Genomic DNA, 18,687 nt, shown 5'->3' with positions numbered 1-18,687 from the left:
GCGTTGGTTTCGAACCGCGGGGACGACAGCCCGTAAGCCTTGGCCGACAAAGGCGGCGAGAACTTTAAACAATGAACTTTGATTCGATAGACCTCCCGATCCTTCGGTTTCTGACCAGCTTCGTCGGCAAATCGTTGCTGTTCGATCACCTCGTCCACGCCGTGTCGCGCTACGACACGTTCAAGGGCGTCGTCATGATGTCGCTCTTGTGGTTCGCCTGGTTCGTGCGGCCGGCAGGCGGCAGCCTGGGCGCGACCGGAATCGACGACGAGGCGGCACGCCGGGTGCGGCTGATGCTGGTCCTGGCCGGCAGCGTCGCGACGGTGGTGCTCTCCCGGGTGCTGCAGCTGGTTTTCCACATCCATCAGCGCCCCATCCTGGCGAACCTCGGGCTCAATTTCCCGCCCTTCATGGACGCGGGCTCGGTCAATCACTGGAACTCGTTCCCGTCCGACCATTCGATGCTGTTCTTCTCGCTGTCGACCGGTCTCTGGATGGTCGACCGGCGCCTGGGGTGGCTCGGGTTCTTCTGGTCCGCCGTCGTGATCGACCTGCCGCGCGTCTATCTCGGCATCCATTACCCGAGCGACGTCTTCGCAGGCGCGATCCTGGGCGTCCTCTGCATGGTGGGCTTCCTCGCCTTGCCGCTGCGTGAATTGGCGGAGCGGGCGCTCGCCTGGGGCAACCAGCACCGCGCCCTGTTCTATTGGATCGCCTTCATGGTGACGGAGCAGGTGGCGCACCTGTTCGACGATTTCCGCAAGCTGGGCTTCACCCTGCTCGGGCATGTCGAGGGGTAGGCGGCGCGAGCCCCGGCGCCCGCGATGAGCGCCATAAAAAATTGAGACGAATTCCACCTTCACGATTTTATATAGGTAGGTGCGAGGCAATTTGCGTTCAGTTTTCGCACCTTTGAGCGCGGTAACATCACGATGATTGGTTCTGTCGACCAATATTAATCGTGTTCAATGAAGCGTTTGTCCCCTGTTGCTTCGATGTGAACTTTAACACTTACCCAAAATAGCATCCTGTTTCTGGTGAAAGTCCGGCGCTAGTGCCGGAATTACGAGCCTGCGAATGACCGAACACCCGGCCGATAGTTTCTATCGGCAAGACGATCCAAGCACATTTTGTCCAGTCGCGAGCAAGGCACAATCCGATGGCACGCACTTTTCTTGTCTGGCGCTTCGCGCCTTTGGCCGGAGCCCTCTTGGCCGCCTGTCACACCGCATCGCCGGCCCCCAACGCGTTCTACGCGCCGCCGAACGCGTTGTCGCCCGGCGATGCGGTCAGCATTGTCGGCACGAAGAACGACCCGTCATGGCTGAATGCCAACGAGTACATCTATCTGTGGGGCGTGGACCGGAAGCCGATCGCCGAAGCGCAGGGGCACTGGAACACGCCAACCCTGCTGACGCCGTCGGTGTTCCATCACCTTGACCTTGCTTACCGATGGGGCATGCAGTTCGGCTCTGTGGGATTCGACCTCGTCGGCCGGCCCGGGCAGCGTCTCGCGATCGAGTGCGAGGTGCTCGAGACGGACAAGGCCGCGCAGATGTGGCTGGTCGATGCGGCCACCGGCGAGCCGATGACAGAAAAGTATGTGATGCAGATCAGGCCGCTGGGCGGCGTTTCAGCCGCAAAACCGATTTTCGCCTATTACAATTAACGGGCTCGAGGGTGCCTCCGGGATCGCCACGACCGATTGAGGGAGGGATGGATAAAAATATCGCGGCAACAATGCCGACACTTCCATCGCTCTTAAGCCGCACCGGACCGCTGCGCCTTGTCGCGGCGCTGCCGATGACCATGTGGCTGTCCTTCATGCTGATCTTCGGCATGCCGGTGCGCAGCTGGGCGCTGTACCTGCCGTTCTTCCTGCTCCTGGACTTCCTCAGGCACTGCGCGCGGCCAAACCGCGCCGCCTATATGGGCTGGCTAGTACAGGCAATGGCGGCTCTGCCGCGCGGCGACGCCGTGGCATTGCCCGCCGCGTTCGTACGGCGACGCGTCTGGTGCGGCCGCATCGTCCTCGCGTTCTGGCTGTATGGCCTCTCCATCATCTTCGTACCCCAGGCGCGCTACCTCGCGCGGGCCTTGGATGGTGTGCCGGCCATCGAGTGGCTTTACGGGGTGATCGATCAACTCTATCCGGCCGCCATCGGGCAGGTGGCTCACATCGTCGTTCGCGGCCATTTGGTCGATGCCTACGACCTCAGGCACTTCCTAACGATGTGTCTGCTCCTCTCGTGCACCACGCTCTTCCTCTACTCCGGGCCGAATTGCGCGGGGTCTCCGGAGTTTTTGTTGCTGAAGCCGATCAGTATTTCCATAAAGCGGAAAAACAAGAAGTTTCGCATAAATAAACTTCTTTGGCAGGAACTGTTCTGCGTATTGCTTTCCGCGATATTTTTGTGGGTATTTACGTTGATGGGCAGCGAAAGCCCCAGCGATCCAGTCTACTGGCAGATGAAAGCCTTCCCGCCTTGCGTCATGTTCATGCTCAACGCGTGGGCCACAGCAGCCATGCTTGCCCATATCGCAGCATGGCACGATCTGTCGCTGGCGGAGAAAATTTGCCGGCGTGCACCCGCGCCGGTGCGGACATTGCCATCCGTCGACGCATGACCGGCGAGCATGGGTGCCTGCCGCTCCGTGACGGAATTCGCACGGAAATGGTCAATTTATTTATCTATTTCAAATAGATACAGGAAACATACTATAATACCGCTCGCTATGTTCCTCGAACATCGATGTTTTTTCGCGTTGACTCGGAGGGGCTCGAGCCCTTAGACAACGGCCTCCGCCCGGAATGTGCCTCTCGCATGTGCCGCGTGGGTCCCTTTTCGAGTCGAGATCGATGAAGACCTATTCCGCCAAGCCGTCCGACCTGGACAAGCGCTGGACGCTGATCGATGCCGACGGGCTTGTGCTCGGTCGGCTTGCCTCGATCATCGCCAACCATCTGCGCGGCAAGCACAAGCCGACCTACACCCCTCACATGGATTGCGGCGACCATGTCGTCGTGATCAATGCCGAGAAGGTGCATCTGACCGGCAAGAAGCGCACCGACGACATCTTCTACTGGCACACCGGCTATCCGGGCGGCATCAAGGGCCGTTCGAAGGGCCAGATCCTGGATGGCAACCATCCGGAGCGCGTCATCGAGAAGGCTGTCGAGCGCATGGTTCCGCGCGGGCCGCTCGGCCGCCAGATCATGAGCAACCTGCGCGTCTACGCCGGTCCCGCTCATCCGCACGAGGCGCAGCAGCCGGTTCTGCTCGACGTCGCCGCGATGAACCCGAAGAACAAGCGAGCCCTCTAATATGTCGGACCTCACCCAGCTCTCGCAGTTGAAGGCTGCGCTCGCGAGCGCCCAGAACGCCCAGCCGGTGGTCGACGAGGCCGGGGCCGGCGCCCAGGCCGCTATCGCCGAGCCGAAGATCGACAAGTTCGGTCGCTCCTATGCCACCGGCAAGCGCAAGGACGCGGTCGCCCGCGTCTGGATCAAGCGCGGCACCGGCAAGCTGCTGATCAACGGCCGCGAGGCGCCGATCTATTTCGCGCGTCCGGTGCTGCGCATGCTGCTCGCCCAGCCGTTCGTCATCACCGACCGCGTCGGCCAGTTCGACGTGTGGTGCACGGTTGCTGGCGGCGGCCTCTCGGGCCAGGCCGGTGCCGTCCGTCACGGCATCTCCAAGGCGCTGACCTATTTCGAGCCGGCGCTCCGCCCCGTGCTCAAGGGCCAGGGCTTCCTCACCCGCGACAGCCGCGTCGTCGAGCGTAAGAAGTACGGTAAGGCCAAGGCCCGCCGCAGCTTCCAGTTCTCGAAGCGCTAAAGCTCGGGCCGGCGCAAGTCGGTTCTGGAAAGCCGCCGGTCCCGCGAGGGGCCGGCGGTTTTGTTTTGGCCGGGTGCTGCCGGCCGGTGCCGTCCGCTGGCATCGACGGGCCCGATACAATTACTGCGCGTCTTTCCCGGCGATCGGTGCACCAAAAGGTCGCATCGGATTTTACGCAATAATTTCGGTCGCGCGTTCCGCTCTATCTTTGGTTTCAGACTCTCTTAACGCCGCGGAATCTATGTTCCCCGAGTAAACGGCATCTCGAACGGTACATTGATATTTCGGCTTCTCGAGCTGGGCGCGAGCGCCTCGGCTTGGCTAAGCAAGAACATTGTGCTGCCGAGGCTGGATTCTTCGGGTTCTCGCTAGAGGCGGCAATGATGCGGACTGGTGGTGTCACGGCGGGCACGCTCCTTCTTTCTCTTGGGCTTTCTCTCGGGGTCGGGGGAACCTTGGGTTCGCCGTCCCAGGCGCACGCTCAGGGTGTCGTCTGGGGCGGCTTCATCGGCCAATACCAATCCGGCACCGCCGGCGTGACCCAGCCGGCGTTCCAGCGGCGCGACGCGCGCATCGACTTTACCTGGAACGCGGCCGGCCCCGGCGGCTCGACCTCGCCGGAATTTTCGACCGCCGCCTGGTCGAACTTCTCGGCCAGCTGGACCGGCCAGATCATCGCGACGACGAGCGAGACCTACAGCTTCCGCGTCCAGTCGAGCGACAGCGTGTCGCTCGCTATCCGGCCGACCGGCAGCAGCGCCTGGACGACGCTCGTCACCGACGGGGCGAGCGGGGCCAGGACCGATACCGCGAGCTTCGCGCTCACCGCCGGCAAGTCCTATGACATTGCGATGCATTACTTTCAGCACGGCAGGAGCGGCTCGCTCCGGCTCGGCTGGTCGAGCCCGACCGTGCCGTTCCAGGTGATCGAGGCGGCGACGCCGCTCGGCATCAACAGTGCCGCCGTCCTGCCCGGCGAGCCCGGCAACATCTTCGCCGACGTGGTCAAGCAGGCGAAGCCGTTCGGCGCCTATTCGAACAGTGCCGCCGTGGTCGCAACCGACGCCAACGGCTGGCCGCTCGCCGATGCGAGCCTGGCGCTCTGGTCCAGCGGGCGCGAGATGAACGGCACCTATCAGGTGACCTTCAACGGGGCGGCGAAGCTCGTTGACTGGACCGGGCTCGGCAGCTTCTCGGTCGGTGGCGTCAGCTACGGCGCCACGCTGCCGTTCGGCGTGGGCTATAACGCTGGGACCAACGTGACGACGGCTGAATGGACCGTCAGCAACGCCGCACCGGCGGCGGCGACGCTCGGCTTTGCTGAGACCCGGCGCACGGCCACGTCGGCGACCGGCTCGGGCATCACCAACTTGCGCATCATGCGGCCGCTGGCGCCGGGTTCGGCGACACCCCACGCGGTGGGCGAGCTGTTCAGCGCGGAATACAAGTCGTTCCTGTCCTATTTCACCGGCATCCGCTTCATGGATTACCTGGCGACCAACGGCAATCGCCAGGTCAATTGGTCGGACCGGGTGAAGCCGACGGACGCGACCCAGTACCAGCCGAAGGGCGGATACGGCTGGCAGGGCAAGGGCGCTTCCTGGGAGGACCTGGTGGCGCTCGCCAACGAGACCGGCAAGGACGTGTGGATCAACATCCCGGTCTATGCCAGCGACGACTACGTGACCAAGCTCGCAGAGCTGCTGGCCTACGGCAGCGACGGCGCGACCCCCTATACGGGCCGGCAGTCGAGCCCGGCCTATCCGCCGCTCAACTCGAACCTCAAGGTCTATATCGAATATTCCAACGAGGTCTGGAACACGTCCTTCCCCCAGTACAACAGCAACGTGGCGCTGGCTGAGGCCGAGGTCGCGGCCGGCAATTCGCCGCTCGATTACGACAAGAACGGGCGCTCGTTCGTCTGGGAGCGCCGGCGCGTCGCCAAGCGCATCATGGAGGTGAGCAACCTGTTCCGCGCCGTCTGGGGCGACGCCGCGATGATGACGCAGATCCGGCCGGTGTTCGAATGGCAGTACGGCAACATGAACGAGACCGCCGCCGTCGGGCTCGACTTCCTCGATAGTTTCTACAACAACGCCGACGGCGTGCAGCACGTGGCGAACCCGCATCCGGTCAATTACTTCCTCTACGGCGGTGGCGGCGGCTGGTACGTGGCGCCGATACACCAGGGTCTTGGCACGGCCGCGGCCGTCTTCGCCTCGGGCCAGAACGTGCCTTCGACCGGCAGCGACGCGCTCTGGGCCAATGCGTTCGGGCTCAAGGCCATGGGCTATGAGGGCGGCTTCGAGGTGGGCGGCGACACCGGCACGGCCTCGGAAGTGGCGCTCAACCTCGACCCGGGCGTGCTCGGCCAGGCGACCCAGGCGTTGAATGCGTTCTTCCATCTGGGCGGCACCATGCCGTTCATCTTCAACGCGGCGGGTGCTACGGCCTACGGCGTCGCCAACCCGACGATCAACGAGCAGAACACGCCGAAGATGCAGGCGATCCTGGCGCTCGGCTCGAACGCTCGGCCGCTGCAGCAGATCGCCTGCCACGCGCCCTGCACCATCCCCTACCAGGGCACGAGCGGCGTCACGAGCTCCGGCTACGTGACCAACGCCATCGCCAAGGTCGGCGACTACATGGGCTTCAGCATCTCGGTTGCGACGCCGGGCAATTTCACGGTCGCCTCGGACGCGGCTCGGCCGACGGCGGTGCGCATCCTGATCGACAATGTGCCGGTCGGCACCGGCACCTGGACCGGGACCTTGTCGAGCGGCGTGCACGGCATCCGGCTGCAGAACGTGCTGGCCGGCGGCACGACGCTCACCAAGCTCGTCGTGACCCAGGCGAAGTAGTGCGGGGAGGCAATTTCCGCCTTGCGTTCCGGCTACGGGCGTTCCATCGAAGAACGAATGAACTGTCCGAGGAACGCGCCATGCCCGGCCTGCTGCTGCCCTTCGAAGGCATTCGCCCGACGATCGCCCCCGATGCCTTCATCGCGCCGAACGCCACGATCATCGGCAACACTGTGATCGGCGCCGGCAGCTCGATCTGGTTCGGCTGCGTGCTGCGCGGCGATGTGCACGAGATCCGCGTTGGCGCCCGGGTCAATATCCAGGACGGCACGGTCGTCCATGTCTCGCGCGCCCGCACCGGCACCTATATCGGCGACGATGTCTCGATCGGCCATATGGCGCTCATCCACGGCTGCGTGCTCGAGGACCAGGCTTTCGTCGGCATGAATGCGACCGTCATGGACGAATGCGTGGTCGAGAGCCTGGGCTTCGTCGCCGCCGGCGCGCTGGTGACGCCCGGCAAGCGCGTCCGGCGCGGCGAACTCTGGGCCGGCCGGCCGGCCAAGATGCTGCGCGAGCTGACCGAGGAGGACTATGCCATGATGGCCGGCACGGCGCGGAGTTACGCCAGCCTCGCCCAGCAGTACCGCAGCGAGATCGGCTAAAGCGGCACGAGCGGCAGCAGGCGCGAATCCTCGAGCGCCGCGCGGCGATGGCCGATGCCCGCCAGATACGCGGCATTGCCGGCGAAATCCATGAATTGCCGCACGCTGGCCTGACGGACCAGCATCACCCGGTCCCAGCGCTCGTCCGCCGGGCCGACCAGGAACGGACCGCCTTCGCCAACGAACAGCAGTTCCCCACCGCTTGCCGAGAGGAAGGGCAGGGTGTGGGCGATATAGCGATCAAAGGCGTCGGCACCGCTGATCGGGGTTTCCGGCGCCAGATCCGGGTGTGCCGAATAGTCCGCGACCGCGCGAAAGCGCAGCAGGTTCAGCATGACGAACTCGCCGGCGATCTCGCGCCGCATGAAGGCGACGGCGCTCGCCTGGGTCGGCTCGAGGTGGCGCGTCATTGTGGGCTCCCGTCGGCCAGCTTCAGCATGTAAGCGCGCACGTCCGCCGGCCAGCCGGCGCCGTGCCGTTCGAGGCCGGCCCAGTCGTCGGCAAAGAGCGCGCGCGCCGCCTCCTCGAAGCCCGGCAGGTCGCCGGCCATCGCCGCCATGAAGCGATAGGCGGCCTCGCGCGCGGCCCGGAGGCGACTGTCGTCGCCGTCCGCGCGCCGCGCCTGGTCGACCAGCCGCCGGAGTGTCACCGACGCGCCGCCGGGCTGCGCCGCCAGCCATTCCCAGTGGCGCGGCAGAAGTGTCACCTCCCGCGCCGTGACGCCCAGCTTGGGCCGGCCACGCCCCCGGGCGGGCGACGCGTCGCCGAGGCGGGCGGCGATCTCCGCGTCGGATCCGCGCAGGTCCAGATCGATGACCCGGCCGGTCCGATCGTCGAACGTCAGCACAGGTCCCGCGGCACCGGCAGCGATTGCCGCCTTGACCGCGAGTGCGACCGCGACCAGCGGCCCGCTTGCGATCCGTCGGGGGCCGTCGAACGCGGTCGCGGTTGGGGATGCCGGTTCGGGAGAGATTTCGATCATGGCGGATTTATATCCGGGTCATATTGCTGAGTCAATTCTGCCCGGGTATAAATCTGCCGATGGAGGTGATCGATGCAGGGTAGGGAACGCAAGGCTGCGGTCGCGGCCTATAAGGAGCGCAAGGTCAGTGCCGGCATCTATGCTGTCGCCTGCACGGCGAGCGGCGAGCGATGGGTCGGGCGCGCGCCCGATCTTGCGACGATCCAGAACCGGCTTTGGTTCACGCTCAAGCTTGGCGTCAACCCGCACCCGGGCCTGCAGCAGGCCTGGAACAGCCACGGCGCCGACCGTTTCACGTTCGAGGTGCTGGAGCGGCTGCCGGAGGAGGCGCTTGCCTTTGCCCGTGACGCGGCCTTGAAGCGACGCCTCGCCCATTGGTGCGCGGCGCTTGGTGCCGCGGTGATCTAGCTAGACCGTCTCCTCGCACGCCGCGCGTGCCGGCCGCTTCGCCGTGGCACCGGCCGTGTTGGCCAGGATGACGCCGCCGACCGCGGCGCTGCCGCCCAGCACCATGATGAGCGTCGGCACCTGGCCGAGCCAAGCCCAGGCGATGAGCGTCGCGATCAGCGGCTGCAGATAGATGAAGCTCGCGACCCGGCTGACCGGCGCCCGCGACAGGGCGAAGTTCCACAGGATGTAGCCGAGCGCGCTCGGTGCCACACCCAGATAGACGACCGACAGGATCTGGCCTGCGGGTGCTGCGCTGACGGCGGCCGGCAAATGGAACCCGAACGGCAACAGGCCCACGGCGCCGGCGATCAGGCTCCAGGCGGTGAAGCCGATCGGCGTCATGCGCTGCATCAAGGGCCGCTGCAGCACGAAATAGCCGCTGGTAGCGAAGACCGAGACCAACGCCAGCAGCGCCAGCGGCTCGAACCGGATCTCTTTGCCGGCGCCGACCGTGATCAGGATCGCGCCCAAGAACGCGACGCCGAGGCCGCCCCAGGCGCGGGCCGACAGCCGTTCGCCGAGCCGCAAGGCGGCGAGCGCTGCCGTGACGCCGGGCACGAGGGCGATGACCACGGCCGCGGCCCCGGCCGAGATGCGCGTCTGCGCCGTGCCGAGGCAGACCTGGTAGAGCGTGATGCCCATGAGGCCCAGGAGCGCGATCATCGGCCAGTCGCGCCGCTCGGGTACCGGGATCCGGCCGGTCACGATCGCCGGCAGGAAGCAGAGCGAGGCGACCAGGAACCGCAGCAGCGCCAACTCTCCGGGCGAGAAGCTGCGCAAGCCGTAGCTGATGCAGGCGAAGGACGACGACCAGACCAGCAGCGTGGCCAGGATGGCGAGGAGGGTGAGGGGATCGAGGCGGGAGCGCATGATGGCCGAATCATAGAAGGCTGAATTCGCTTTCTGAATGGATGATCGACGGATATCCTGGCCATCGTCCGTTTGTTCGAAGAAAGATTTTGGTGATGGCCGTCGATTCAAAAGTCGAGCTCGATGCGCTCGACTGGCGCTTGCTGCAGGCGCTGCAGCGGGACGCACGGGCGAGCTACGCCGAGCTCGGCCGCACCGTCGGCCTGTCGCCGCCGGCGATCGCGGAGCGGGTTCGCCGGCTCGAGGAGGCGGGCGTCATCCAAGGTTATCGGGCGATCCTCGATCCGGCCAAGGTCGGCCTCGGCATCACCGCGGTCGTCCGCATGCGCTGCCCGGGCGAGATCTGCAGCCGGCTCGGCGATCTCATCGCCCATATTCCGGAGGTGATCGACTGCCGGCGCGTCACCGGCGAGGACAGCGGCATCCTGACCGTCGTCGCGACCTCGATCCCGCATCTGCAGGAGGTCATCGACGAACTGGTCGCCTTCGGCACGACCACGACGCTGGTCGTGACCGCGACCGCCTTCCGCGACCGCCCGATCGAGCGCGCGATCGTCGAGCGCGACTGATGTGGCACCGGCAAGCTAGGTGCCGCCCGTGCCCGGATAGGTCGGCAGGTCGTCGTCGATCGCGTAATAGTCGCCCTTGTCGGCGACGAAGATGTGGCGCCGGCCGGTGAGGCCGGTCGGTTCGTCAAGGCTGCCGGCGGTGAAATAGGTCCGGCTTTCGTCCGGCGAGTCCCAGAACAGCGCCGAGCCGCAGGTCGGGCAGAAGCCGCGGCGGGCCTTGTCCGACGAGGCGTACCAGTGCGGTCGGCCGGCGCCGACGAAGGCGAAGTCGCTTCGTTCCACGCCGACGAAGGCGCCGGCATGGCCGTGGAAGCGCCGGCACATGGCGCAATGGCAATAGCTGACGTCGGTCACCGGGCCGGTCACGACGTAGCGGACATGCCCGCACAGGCAGCCGCCGGTATGCCGCTCCTTCTTCATGGACCGTTCGCCGTCATGTGATCCTGAGCTTCACGTAAGAGCCGGGCGCATCCTCGATCGGCGTCAGCTTGCCGCAGCCGGGCTCGCGTGCCGGCACCGTACCGCTGGCGAATTTCTCGACCCACTTGTCCCATTCCGGCCACCAGGAGCCGGGTTGCACGGTCGCCCCCTCGAACCAGGCGTCCGGCTGCTTCGGCAGCTTCGGATTGGTCCAATACTGGTACTTCTGCGCCTCCGGCGGATTGACCACGCCCGCGATATGGCCCGAGCCCGCGAGGCAGAACTTCACCGGGCCGCGATAGAGCTGGGTTGCGGCATAGGAAGATTTCCACGGCGCGATATGGTCTTCCTTGGTCGCCAGGATGAAGACCGGCGTCTGGATCTGCGTCAGGTCGATCGGCTCGCCGTGGATGCTGATGCCGCCCGGCCTGACCAGCCGGTTCTCCTGGTACATGTTCCTGAGATAGAAGCTGTGCATGGCGCAGGGCATGCGCGTCGCGTCCGAGTTCCAGAACAGCAGGTCGAACGGGAACGGCTCCTTGCCCAGAAGATAATTGTTGATGACGAAGGACCAGATCAGGTCGTTGGCGCGCAGCATATTGAAGCTGTTCGCCATGTTGGAGCCTTCGAGATAGCCCTTCTCGCGCATGCGGCCTTCGAGCGCCTGGATCTGCTCCTCGTCGATGAAGACGCTGAGCTCGCCCGCCTCGGCGAAGTCGACCATGGTCGTAAAGAAGGTGGCGCTCGCGAAGCGGCGGTCGCCGATCTTCGCCATGTAGGCGAGCGTGGCCGCGAGCAGCGTGCCGCCGATGCAATAGCCGATGACATTGACTTGGGGCTCGCCGGTCACCGCCTCGATCGCGTCGAGGGCGGCGAACGGGCCTTCGTCCATGTAGGCCTCGAAGCTTTTCTCGGCCAGGTCGCCACCGGGATTGACCCAGGAAATGACGAACACCGTATGGCCCTGCTGGACCGCCCAGCGGATGAACGAGTTCTTCGGCTTGAGGTCGAGGATGTAATATTTGTTGATCCAGGGCGGGACGATCAGCAGCGGCCGCTTGCGCACCGTCTCGGTCGTGGGCGCGTACTGGATAAGCTGCATGAGGTCGTTCTGGTAGATGACCTTGCCGGGCGCCGTCGCGATGTTTTCGCCGAGGTTGAAGGCCTCCGTGTCGGTCATGCGGATCGCGAGCTGGCCTTTGCCGCGCTCGAGATCGTCCAGCATGTTCTCGAGCCCGCGCACCAGGTTCTCGCCGCCGCTCTCGACCGTGGCGCGCAGCACCTCGGGATTGGTCAGCACGAAGTTCGACGGCGCCATCGCGTCGACGAACTGGCGTGTATAGAAATCGACCTTCTTCGCCGTCTTCTCATCCAGGCCCTCGACCTCGCGCACCGTGGTCTGCAGGAAGCGGGCGGACAGCAGGTAGGACTGCTTGATGAAGTCGAACACGGCATGGTCCTGCCAGGCCGGGTCCTTGAAGCGCTTGTCGCCCTTGGGCGTCTCGATGACCGGCTCGACCGGCTGTGCGGCGGCGCCGTTGGTGCCGAGGAAGCGCTCGGTCGTGCGCTGCCACAGCTGCATATAGTCGCTCCACAGCGAGACCTGCGCCTGCACGAGCCGGGTCGGGTCGAGCATCAGCTTGGTCGTCATCTCGAAGAACGCGCCGGCGATGTTGAGCGGGTCGCCCATGCCGACCGACGGTGCCTCGCCCGTTTGCTTCGAAAGAAATTCCGAGACCAGCCGTTGACTGCGTTCAGCGATGCCGGCCACGGCGCGGGAAAGTTCGATGGGGTCGGGCAGCTTGCCCTCGGGGCTGGATTCGTCGTGCATTTAGGCTCCCTCGCGGGTCCTTGATTGCGTGGTCCCGCTCGTTCTTCATCGGATGGTCGCCCGGACGACGTCCGGTTTCAAGTTGTCTTCGACTCGCGCCCCCGGCGAAGCTTTCCGGCATCTGCACGGAACTCGTCGCCGGTTTCGCGTCCAGATACGCGAACGCATCCCATTATGCCATAAGAGATGGGGGGTGGGTCTGCGCGCCGGTAGGGGCTGCGGCACGGTTCATGCTCGGGCCGCTTGATCGCGAGCCGCCCGCACTCTAAGACGAGGGGCCGCTGGTTTCGCGGCGCGCGGCTCCATGGGGTTTCGGGGCGACGGGCTTGCCCGCCGCGGGCGGGCTGCGCGAGATGACAGGCTCGAAGGGGCGAAGATGGGGAACGGCAAGGTGCGGGCTGGCGGGTTCAAGAACAGGTCCTGGCGTGCGGCGGTGGCCGCGGCCGGCATGCTGGCGCTCGGCGGCTGCAGCACGCTGGACGCGGTCAATCCGATCAACTGGTTCCGCGACACGAAGAACGATCCCGGCGCAGACGCGCCCAACTCGGCCAATCTCGAGGCGGGGTCCGAGCAGCCTTATCCCAACCTCGCGAGCGTGCCGCCGACGCCGACGCGCGGCCTGACGCAGGCGGAGCGCGACGCGCTCGCCAAGGGGCTCGTCTCCGACCGGGAGAATGCCCATTACGCGGACGTGCAGCAGCGCGCCGGCGACGCGAGTGCCGTGCCGGCGCCGCAGATCCATGTGCCGGAAGAGCAGCTGCAGCCGATCGACCTCAACAACATCACCCAGCAGGCGCAAGCCCAGCAGCAACAGCAGCAGGCGCCCCAGCAGCAGGCGCCCCAGCAGCAGGCACAGGCGCAGCCCCGGCCGCTGCCGCCGATGCCGACGATTCCCCGGCCGGCGCCGCGGCCGCCCGCGGCGCAGGCGCCCCGGCCGACGAGCGTCGCCCCGGTCGCGGCCGCCGGCAGCAGCCATCTCTCGGTGGGCGGCGGTTTCGCGGCCCCGATCGCGGCGTCGCGCGAATCCGCGCTGAAGACGCCGACCCCGCGCGAGGAACCGCAGGCCGAGACGCCGACGGAGCCACCGGCACAACCCCAGCTTGCGGCCGTGCCGCCGCCGCAGCCGATCCAGCCGCTGGTGCAGGGCCATCCGGCGCCCGATAGCAGCAGCGCCGAGGTGGGCGGGGTGCCCGTGCCGCCGGCAGCACCCGTGCGCGCCGAGCCGACGCCGTCCGTGCCGCAGCTTTCGGCGGCACCCGCCGTGCAACCGCCCGCAGCCTCGCCGCTGCCGGGCAAGCGCCAGACCTCCGTGCCGGCCGGCGAGATCGATTTCGAGCCGCTGTCGAACACGCTGCCGGCGGGCGCCGCCGCGACGCTCAAGGCGGTGCCGGCCAAGATGCAGGGCCATGACGCGATCGTGCGCGTCGTCGGCCATGCGGCGCCGAACGGCGCCGGCGGCGACGCGGCCGGCCAGCAGCTCGCGACATATCAGACGGCGCTTGCCCGTGCGAACGCGGTCAAGCAGGGCCTGATCGCGGCCGGCGTTGACGCGGCCAAGATCCAGGTCGAGGCGGCGCCGACCGACGCCGGGTCGACCGACCGCGCCGACGTCCTGGTCGAGTACTGAGCCGATGGTCGCGAGTGCCCCGCTCCGCATCGGCGTCGCCGGCCTCGGCACGGTCGGCGCCGGCGTCGTCAAGCTGCTCGAGGACAACCGGGCGCTCCTGACCCAGCGAGCTGGCCGGCGGATCGAGATCGCGGCCGTCTCGGCACGGCGCCGCGCTGCCGACCGCGGCGTCGACCTGTCGGGCTTCGCCTGGCAGGACGATCCGCTGGCGATCGCCGACGACCCGTCGATCGACGTCGTGGTCGAGCTGATGGGCGGCGAGGCCGGGCCGGCGCTGGCGCTGGTCGAGCGCGCGCTGGCCAACGGCAAGTCGGTCGTGACGGCGAACAAGGCGCTCTTGGCCCACCATGGCAGCCGCCTGGGGCAGATCGCCCGCCAGCGCGGCGTCGGGCTCTGCTTCGAGGCGTCGGTCGCCGGCGGCATCCCGGTCATCAAGGCGCTCAGGGAAGGCCTCGTCGGCAACCGCATCAGCCGGATCTCCGGCATCCTCAACGGCACCTGCAACTATATCCTCTCGACCATGCGCGAGACTGGACGGGCGTTCGACGACGTGCTCGCCGACGCGCAGAAGCTGGGCTATGCCGAGGCCGACCCGACGCTCGACATCGACGGCTGGGACGCCGCCCACAAGCTTGCGGTGCTGGCCGGCATCGCGTTCGGCACGCCGGTCGATTTCGAGCGGGTCTATGTCGAGGGCATCCGCCACATCTCGCCGCTCGACATCGAATATGCCGAGGAGCTGGGCTTCCGCATCAAGCTGCTGGGCACGGCGGTCCGCACCGAACGCGGCATCGAGCAGCGCGTGCATCCGACCATGGTGCAGGCGACCGAGGCGATCGCCCAGGTCGACGGCGTGTTCAACGCCGTCGTGATCGAGGGCGATCACGTCGGCCGTGTCGTGCTGCAGGGCCGCGGCGCCGGCGCCGGCCCGACCGCGTCCGCGGTGGTGGCCGACCTCGTCGATCTCGCGACCGGCCGCCTGTCGCCGGCCTTCGTCGAGGCGGCGGAGGGCGGCATCGGCCCGGTGTCCATGAGCGAGCACGACGGCCCCAGCTACGTGCGGCTCATGGTGCGCGACCAGCCGGGCGTCATCGCCGATATCGCGGCCGAGCTCAGGAACGAACGCGTGTCGATGGAGGCGATGATCCAGCGCCGCCATCACCCGGGCGGCGCCGTTCCGGTTGTCCTGACCACGCATCCGAGCAAGGAGGCGGCCTTGAGCCGCGCGCTCGAGCGCATCGGCGCGCTCGAAAGCGTGCTGGAGCCGCCGCGCATGATCCGCATCGAGCTTTAGCATTGCACTGCTGCTACGCGGCGCGCAGGTTCTTGCAACGAACGATCGTCCCCGGCGGTTAGCGGCGGGACGGTCCCAAGGAACGACCGAGGCCGGCCCCAAGGTGGGAATGCCGGCCGGACGGACATGAGGAATAAGATGAGCCAGACCACGACGATGGATCGCAACCTCGCGCTCGAGGCCGTGCGCGTGACGGAGGCGGCAGCGCTCTCCGCCGCCCGCCTGATGGGCCGCGGCGACGAGAAGGCGGCCGACCAGGCGGCGGTCGACGCGATGCGCACCGCCCTCAACAGCCTCGCCATCGACGGCACTGTCGTGATCGGCGAGGGTGAGCGCGACGAGGCGCCGATGCTCTACATCGGCGAGAAGGTCGGCAGCGGCGACGGCCCGAAGATCGACATCGCGCTCGACCCGCTCGAGGGCACGACCATCACTGCCAAGGGTGGCGCCAACGCGCTGGCCGTGATCGCGATGGCCGACGCCGGCGGCTTCCTGAACGCGCCCGACGTCTATATGGACAAGATCGCGGTCGGCGGCGGCCTGCCGGACGGAGTCGTCGACCTGGACGCGACCCCGGCCGAGAACCTCGCGGCGCTCGCCAAGGCGAAGCATGTCGATGTCGCCGACCTGGTGGTCTGCATCCTCGATCGCCCGCGTCATTCCGAGCTGATCGAGCAGGTGCGCGCGACCGGTGCGCGCATCATGCTGATCTCCGATGGCGACGTGGCCGGCGTGATCGCGACCAGCCAGCCCAAGGCCGGCGTCGACATCTATCTGGGATCGGGCGGGGCGCCCGAAGGCGTGCTGGCGGCGGCGGCGCTGCGCTGCATCGGCGGCCAGATGCAGGGCCGGCTCCTGTTCCGCAACGCCGACGAGAAGGCGCGCGCCGCCCGCTGGGGCATCACCGACCTCGACCGCAAGTACGGCCTGACCGACCTTGCCTCGGGCGACGTCATGTTCGCTGCGACCGGCGTTACCAACGGCAGCCTGCTGGCCGGCGTGCGCCGCGTGCCCGGCGGCTTCACGACCCAGTCGATCGTCATGCGCTCGAAGAGCGGCACTGTCCGCATCATCGACGCGCAGCACAATCTCGACCGCAAGACCAGCTGGACGGCATTCGCACGCTGAACCCGCTGATCATAAGACCGAACGGAGGGCCGCCCATCGGGCGGCCCTCTCTCGTTTGGGAACATGGGGCCATGCGGGGCGCCGAGAAAGCTTGATCCGCCACCCCGAATCGGCGGAGCGTTTAGTCGAAGGGGAAATCAAGTTGGGGGTGTGGCCGAACATGGCGCTGGCGGCGGAGCAGGTGGCGGCGGTTTCCGCTTTCCTCGGTGTCGAGTGTTCGCTCGGCGGCCGGCGCTGGCGGCAGCGGGCGGGTGACGACCGGCTGGGGCTCGCGATCGCCCAGCGCCTCTCCCTGCCCGAGGTTGTGGGCCGCATCCTGGCCGCGCGCGGGCTCGAGCCGGACGCGGTCGAGCGGCATCTGGCGCCGACCCTGCGCGACAGCCTGCCGGACCCGAGCCGGCTTAAGGACATGGACCGGGCGGTCGAGCGCCTGGCGCGCGCGGTCGAGCGCGACGAGCTGATCGCGATCTTCGGCGATTATGACGTGGACGGCGCCACGTCGTCGGCACTGCTCGGCCGCTTCCTCGCCGCGGTCGGCGCGCGAACCCGGGTGCATATTCCCGACCGGCGGACCGAAGGCTATGGCCCGAACCTGCCGGCGCTCCTGGCGCTGAAGGCGGCCGGCGCCGGCGTGGTCGTGACCGTCGATTGCGGTACGACCGCACATGGGCCGCTCGGCGAGGCCGCGACCGCCGGGCTCGACGTGGTGGTGATCGACCATCATGCGGCCGAGCCCGAGCTGCCGGCCGCCGTCGCCGTCGTCAACCCGAACCGGCTCGACTGCGAATCGGGCGAGCGCCATCTGGCGGCGGTCGGCGTCACCTTCCTGCTGATCGTCGCCTTGAACCGCGCCTTGAAGCAGTCCGGCTGGTACGGCAGCCATCCGGCGCCCGACCTTCTGCAATGGCTCGACCTGGTGGCGCTCGGCACGGTGTGCGACGTGGTGCCGCTCGTCGGCCTCAACCGCGTGCTGGTGGCGCAGGGCCTGAAAGTGATGGCCGGCCGGCGCAATGCCGGCCTGGTGGCGCTCGCCGATGCGGCCAATGTCGCCGAGCGGCTCGACGCCTATCACCTGGGCTATGTGCTGGGGCCGCGCGTCAATGCGGGCGGGCGGGTCGGCCGGGCCGACCTCGGCTGCCGTCTGCTCTCGACCGAGGATGCTGTCGAGGCGCGCCGGCTCGCGGCCGAGCTTGAGCAGTTCAACGCCGAGCGCAAGGAGATCGAGGCCGAGGTGCAGGCGGCTGCGATCGCGCAGATCGAAGGCGGCGAGGGCGGGGCCGGCGCCTGGGTCTTGGCCCACGGCACCGACTGGCATCCGGGCGTCATCGGCATCGTCGCCGGGCGCCTGAAGGAGCGCTACAACCGCCCGGCCTGCGTCGTCGCCTGGGAGGACGGGCCGGACGGGCGGATCGGTAAGGGCTCGGGCCGCTCGGTCGCCGGCATCGATCTGGGCGCCGCCGTGATCGCGGCGCGGCAGGCAGGCCTGCTCGTGGGCGGCGGCGGCCATCGCATGGCGGCGGGCTTCACCGTTGCCGAGGCTCGGCTTGCCGAGTTCCAGGCCTTCATGGCGGCGCGGCTCGGCGGCGAGCAGGCGGGGCTCGACCTGACGCCGGAACTGGGCATCGACGGGCTTTTGTCGCTGCCGGCCGCGACGCCGGCGCTCATTGACCTGCTGGCCGGGCTTGGCCCCTACGGCGCCGGCAATGCCGAGCCGCGCTTCGTGCTGCCGCGCGTCCGAGTGCTGCGCGCCGACGTGGTCGGGCAGAACCATGTGCGCTGCGTATTGGCGGCCGGCACGGGGCCCGAGCGTCTCAAGGCGATCGCGTTCCGCGCGCTCGAGACCGAACTCGGCGCGGCGCTGATGAAGAGCGACGGCGCACTGCTTCACATCGCGGGCCACCTCCGGCTCGACAGCTGGCAGGGCCGCAACGGCGTGCAGCTGATGATCGACGACGCCGCCTTCGCGCACGCCTAAGCGTGACGCAAGGGAGGCCTGCACCGAACCGAGGCCGCCCCTGCACGGGAAGTGCTTGCATTCAGCCGCTCGTCCCTGTACCTCGACCGAACTGTCCGCCCGCCGCTGTCCCCATCGTCTAGAGGCCTAGGACACCGCCCTTTCACGGCGGTAACAGGGGTTCGAATCCCCTTGGGGACGCCAAATTTATTTAGTTTTGCTCGAATTTGATCGTGGCCGGATTGAGTCAACGGGTC

At 67.4% G+C, this 18,687-nt stretch carries 18 protein-coding genes and 1 tRNA gene; 14 read left to right on the top strand and 5 right to left on the bottom strand.

All coding sequences use genetic code 11. The annotated features are described in order from the left end of the window. Positions 1-71: 71 nt before the first annotated feature. From IEY58_RS18910 to IEY58_RS18880, 7 genes are all read left to right on the top strand, one after another. Positions 72-800 (top strand): phosphatase PAP2 family protein, encoded by a 729-nt coding sequence (locus IEY58_RS18910; RefSeq protein ID WP_189048626.1) that lies wholly within the window; start codon positions 72-74, stop codon positions 798-800. 359 nt (positions 801-1,159) lie between these two features. Next, positions 1,160-1,669, top strand: a complete 510-nt coding sequence (locus IEY58_RS18905) for a hypothetical protein (RefSeq protein ID WP_189048624.1) — start codon at positions 1,160-1,162, stop codon at positions 1,667-1,669. Positions 1,670-1,716: 47 nt separating this feature from the next. Continuing rightward, a complete protein-coding gene (locus IEY58_RS18900) occupies positions 1,717-2,628 on the top strand; it encodes a hypothetical protein (protein ID WP_189048622.1) in 912 nt (303 codons plus the stop codon). Between the two features lie 232 nt (positions 2,629-2,860). Continuing rightward, positions 2,861-3,325, top strand: coding sequence for a 50S ribosomal protein L13 (rplM, locus tag IEY58_RS18895; protein WP_189048620.1), 465 nt, complete (start codon positions 2,861-2,863; stop codon positions 3,323-3,325). Between the two features lies 1 nt (position 3,326). Beyond that, the gene (gene rpsI / locus IEY58_RS18890; protein WP_189048618.1) at positions 3,327-3,839 is read left to right on the top strand and encodes a 30S ribosomal protein S9; all 513 of its coding nucleotides are present in this window, start codon (positions 3,327-3,329) and stop codon (positions 3,837-3,839) included. Between the two features lie 455 nt (positions 3,840-4,294). Next, entirely contained in the window at positions 4,295-6,700 is a 2,406-nt protein-coding gene (locus IEY58_RS18885; RefSeq protein WP_189048617.1) for a PA14 domain-containing protein, read from the top strand. An 80-nt stretch (positions 6,701-6,780) separates the two neighbouring features. After that, on the top strand, positions 6,781-7,305 hold the full coding sequence (locus tag IEY58_RS18880; protein ID WP_189048615.1) for a gamma carbonic anhydrase family protein: 525 nt from the start codon (positions 6,781-6,783) through the stop codon (positions 7,303-7,305). Here the strand turns inward: IEY58_RS18880 and IEY58_RS18875 are convergent. After that, the gene (locus IEY58_RS18875; protein ID WP_189048613.1) at positions 7,302-7,715 is read right to left on the bottom strand and encodes a DUF1330 domain-containing protein; all 414 of its coding nucleotides are present in this window, start codon (positions 7,713-7,715) and stop codon (positions 7,302-7,304) included. The two genes, IEY58_RS18880 and IEY58_RS18875, sit on opposite strands and share 4 nt — an antisense overlap. Next, positions 7,712-8,287 carry a DUF2239 family protein gene (locus IEY58_RS18870; protein ID WP_189048612.1) on the bottom strand — a complete coding sequence of 192 codons (576 nt, stop codon included), beginning with the start codon at positions 8,285-8,287 and terminating at the stop codon, positions 7,712-7,714. Before IEY58_RS18870 ends, IEY58_RS18875 begins: the two co-directional genes overlap by 4 nt. A 72-nt stretch (positions 8,288-8,359) precedes the next feature. On the opposite strand from IEY58_RS18870, the gene IEY58_RS18865 reads away from it, so the two are divergent. Further along, positions 8,360-8,695 carry a GIY-YIG nuclease family protein gene (locus IEY58_RS18865; RefSeq protein ID WP_189048610.1) on the top strand — a complete coding sequence of 112 codons (336 nt, stop codon included), beginning with the start codon at positions 8,360-8,362 and terminating at the stop codon, positions 8,693-8,695. Here the strand turns inward: IEY58_RS18865 and IEY58_RS18860 are convergent, their stop codons facing one another. Then, the gene (locus IEY58_RS18860; RefSeq protein ID WP_189048608.1) at positions 8,696-9,607 is read right to left on the bottom strand and encodes a DMT family transporter; all 912 of its coding nucleotides are present in this window, start codon (positions 9,605-9,607) and stop codon (positions 8,696-8,698) included. It abuts the gene before it with no gap. Between the two features lie 95 nt (positions 9,608-9,702). Here IEY58_RS18860 and IEY58_RS18855 point away from each other — a divergent pair, with 95 nt between their 5' ends. Then, a complete protein-coding gene (locus IEY58_RS18855) occupies positions 9,703-10,176 on the top strand; it encodes an Lrp/AsnC family transcriptional regulator (protein ID WP_189048606.1) in 474 nt (157 codons plus the stop codon). 15 nt (positions 10,177-10,191) lie between these two features. Here IEY58_RS18855 and IEY58_RS18850 read toward each other — a convergent pair whose 3' ends face one another. Then, the gene (locus tag IEY58_RS18850; RefSeq protein ID WP_189048604.1) at positions 10,192-10,596 is read right to left on the bottom strand and encodes a GFA family protein; all 405 of its coding nucleotides are present in this window, start codon (positions 10,594-10,596) and stop codon (positions 10,192-10,194) included. Between the two features lie 13 nt (positions 10,597-10,609). Beyond that, a complete protein-coding gene (locus IEY58_RS18845; protein ID WP_189048602.1) occupies positions 10,610-12,427 on the bottom strand; it encodes a PHA/PHB synthase family protein in 1,818 nt (605 codons plus the stop codon). A gap of 376 nt (positions 12,428-12,803) precedes the next feature. Between IEY58_RS18845 and IEY58_RS18840 the strand changes: the two genes are divergently transcribed. From IEY58_RS18840 to IEY58_RS18820, 5 genes are all read left to right on the top strand, one after another. Beyond that, positions 12,804-14,054 carry a hypothetical protein gene (locus IEY58_RS18840; protein ID WP_189048600.1) on the top strand — a complete coding sequence of 417 codons (1,251 nt, stop codon included), beginning with the start codon at positions 12,804-12,806 and terminating at the stop codon, positions 14,052-14,054. Positions 14,055-14,058: 4 nt separating this feature from the next. Then, entirely contained in the window at positions 14,059-15,348 is a 1,290-nt protein-coding gene (locus tag IEY58_RS18835) for a homoserine dehydrogenase (RefSeq protein WP_189048598.1), read from the top strand. 156 nt (positions 15,349-15,504) lie between these two features. Beyond that, positions 15,505-16,476: a class II fructose-bisphosphatase gene (gene glpX, locus IEY58_RS18830; RefSeq protein WP_189049095.1), complete on the top strand. Its 972-nt coding sequence runs from the start codon at positions 15,505-15,507 to the stop codon at positions 16,474-16,476. Between the two features lie 148 nt (positions 16,477-16,624). After that, on the top strand, positions 16,625-18,451 hold the full coding sequence (gene recJ / locus IEY58_RS18825; protein WP_407648417.1) for a single-stranded-DNA-specific exonuclease RecJ: 1,827 nt from the start codon (positions 16,625-16,627) through the stop codon (positions 18,449-18,451). A 107-nt stretch (positions 18,452-18,558) separates the two neighbouring features. Beyond that, positions 18,559-18,634, top strand: a tRNA-Glu gene (locus IEY58_RS18820). The last annotated feature ends 53 nt before the right edge of the window (positions 18,635-18,687 follow it).

Origin of the sequence: Aliidongia dinghuensis (assembly GCF_014643535.1) — a bacterium.
Classification (GTDB): Bacteria; Pseudomonadota; Alphaproteobacteria; order ATCC43930; family CGMCC-115725; genus Aliidongia; species Aliidongia dinghuensis.
Note: the sequence above shows the minus strand (reverse complement) of the source record. Positions and strands in the feature narration are given on the sequence as shown.

Excerpts from the sequence above, each read along its gene's own strand:
- IEY58_RS18910 (WP_189048626.1), top strand. The coding sequence starts at position 72 with ATGAACTTTGATTCGATAGACCTCCCGATCCTTCGGTTTCTGACCAGC.
- IEY58_RS18905 (WP_189048624.1), top strand. The coding sequence starts at position 1,160 with ATGGCACGCACTTTTCTTGTCTGGCGCTTCGCGCCTTTGGCCGGAGCC.
- IEY58_RS18900 (WP_189048622.1), top strand. The coding sequence starts at position 1,717 with ATGGATAAAAATATCGCGGCAACAATGCCGACACTTCCATCGCTCTTA.
- rplM (WP_189048620.1), top strand. The coding sequence starts at position 2,861 with ATGAAGACCTATTCCGCCAAGCCGTCCGACCTGGACAAGCGCTGGACG.
- rpsI (WP_189048618.1), top strand. The coding sequence starts at position 3,327 with ATGTCGGACCTCACCCAGCTCTCGCAGTTGAAGGCTGCGCTCGCGAGC.
- IEY58_RS18880 (WP_189048615.1), top strand. The coding sequence starts at position 6,781 with ATGCCCGGCCTGCTGCTGCCCTTCGAAGGCATTCGCCCGACGATCGCC.
- IEY58_RS18875 (WP_189048613.1), bottom strand. The coding sequence starts at position 7,715 with ATGACGCGCCACCTCGAGCCGACCCAGGCGAGCGCCGTCGCCTTCATG.
- IEY58_RS18870 (WP_189048612.1), bottom strand. The coding sequence starts at position 8,287 with ATGATCGAAATCTCTCCCGAACCGGCATCCCCAACCGCGACCGCGTTC.
- IEY58_RS18865 (WP_189048610.1), top strand. The coding sequence starts at position 8,360 with ATGCAGGGTAGGGAACGCAAGGCTGCGGTCGCGGCCTATAAGGAGCGC.
- IEY58_RS18860 (WP_189048608.1), bottom strand. The coding sequence starts at position 9,607 with ATGCGCTCCCGCCTCGATCCCCTCACCCTCCTCGCCATCCTGGCCACG.
- IEY58_RS18855 (WP_189048606.1), top strand. The coding sequence starts at position 9,703 with ATGGCCGTCGATTCAAAAGTCGAGCTCGATGCGCTCGACTGGCGCTTG.
- IEY58_RS18850 (WP_189048604.1), bottom strand. The coding sequence starts at position 10,596 with ATGAAGAAGGAGCGGCATACCGGCGGCTGCCTGTGCGGGCATGTCCGC.
- IEY58_RS18845 (WP_189048602.1), bottom strand. The coding sequence starts at position 12,427 with ATGCACGACGAATCCAGCCCCGAGGGCAAGCTGCCCGACCCCATCGAA.
- IEY58_RS18840 (WP_189048600.1), top strand. The coding sequence starts at position 12,804 with ATGGGGAACGGCAAGGTGCGGGCTGGCGGGTTCAAGAACAGGTCCTGG.
- IEY58_RS18835 (WP_189048598.1), top strand. The coding sequence starts at position 14,059 with ATGGTCGCGAGTGCCCCGCTCCGCATCGGCGTCGCCGGCCTCGGCACG.
- glpX (WP_189049095.1), top strand. The coding sequence starts at position 15,505 with ATGGATCGCAACCTCGCGCTCGAGGCCGTGCGCGTGACGGAGGCGGCA.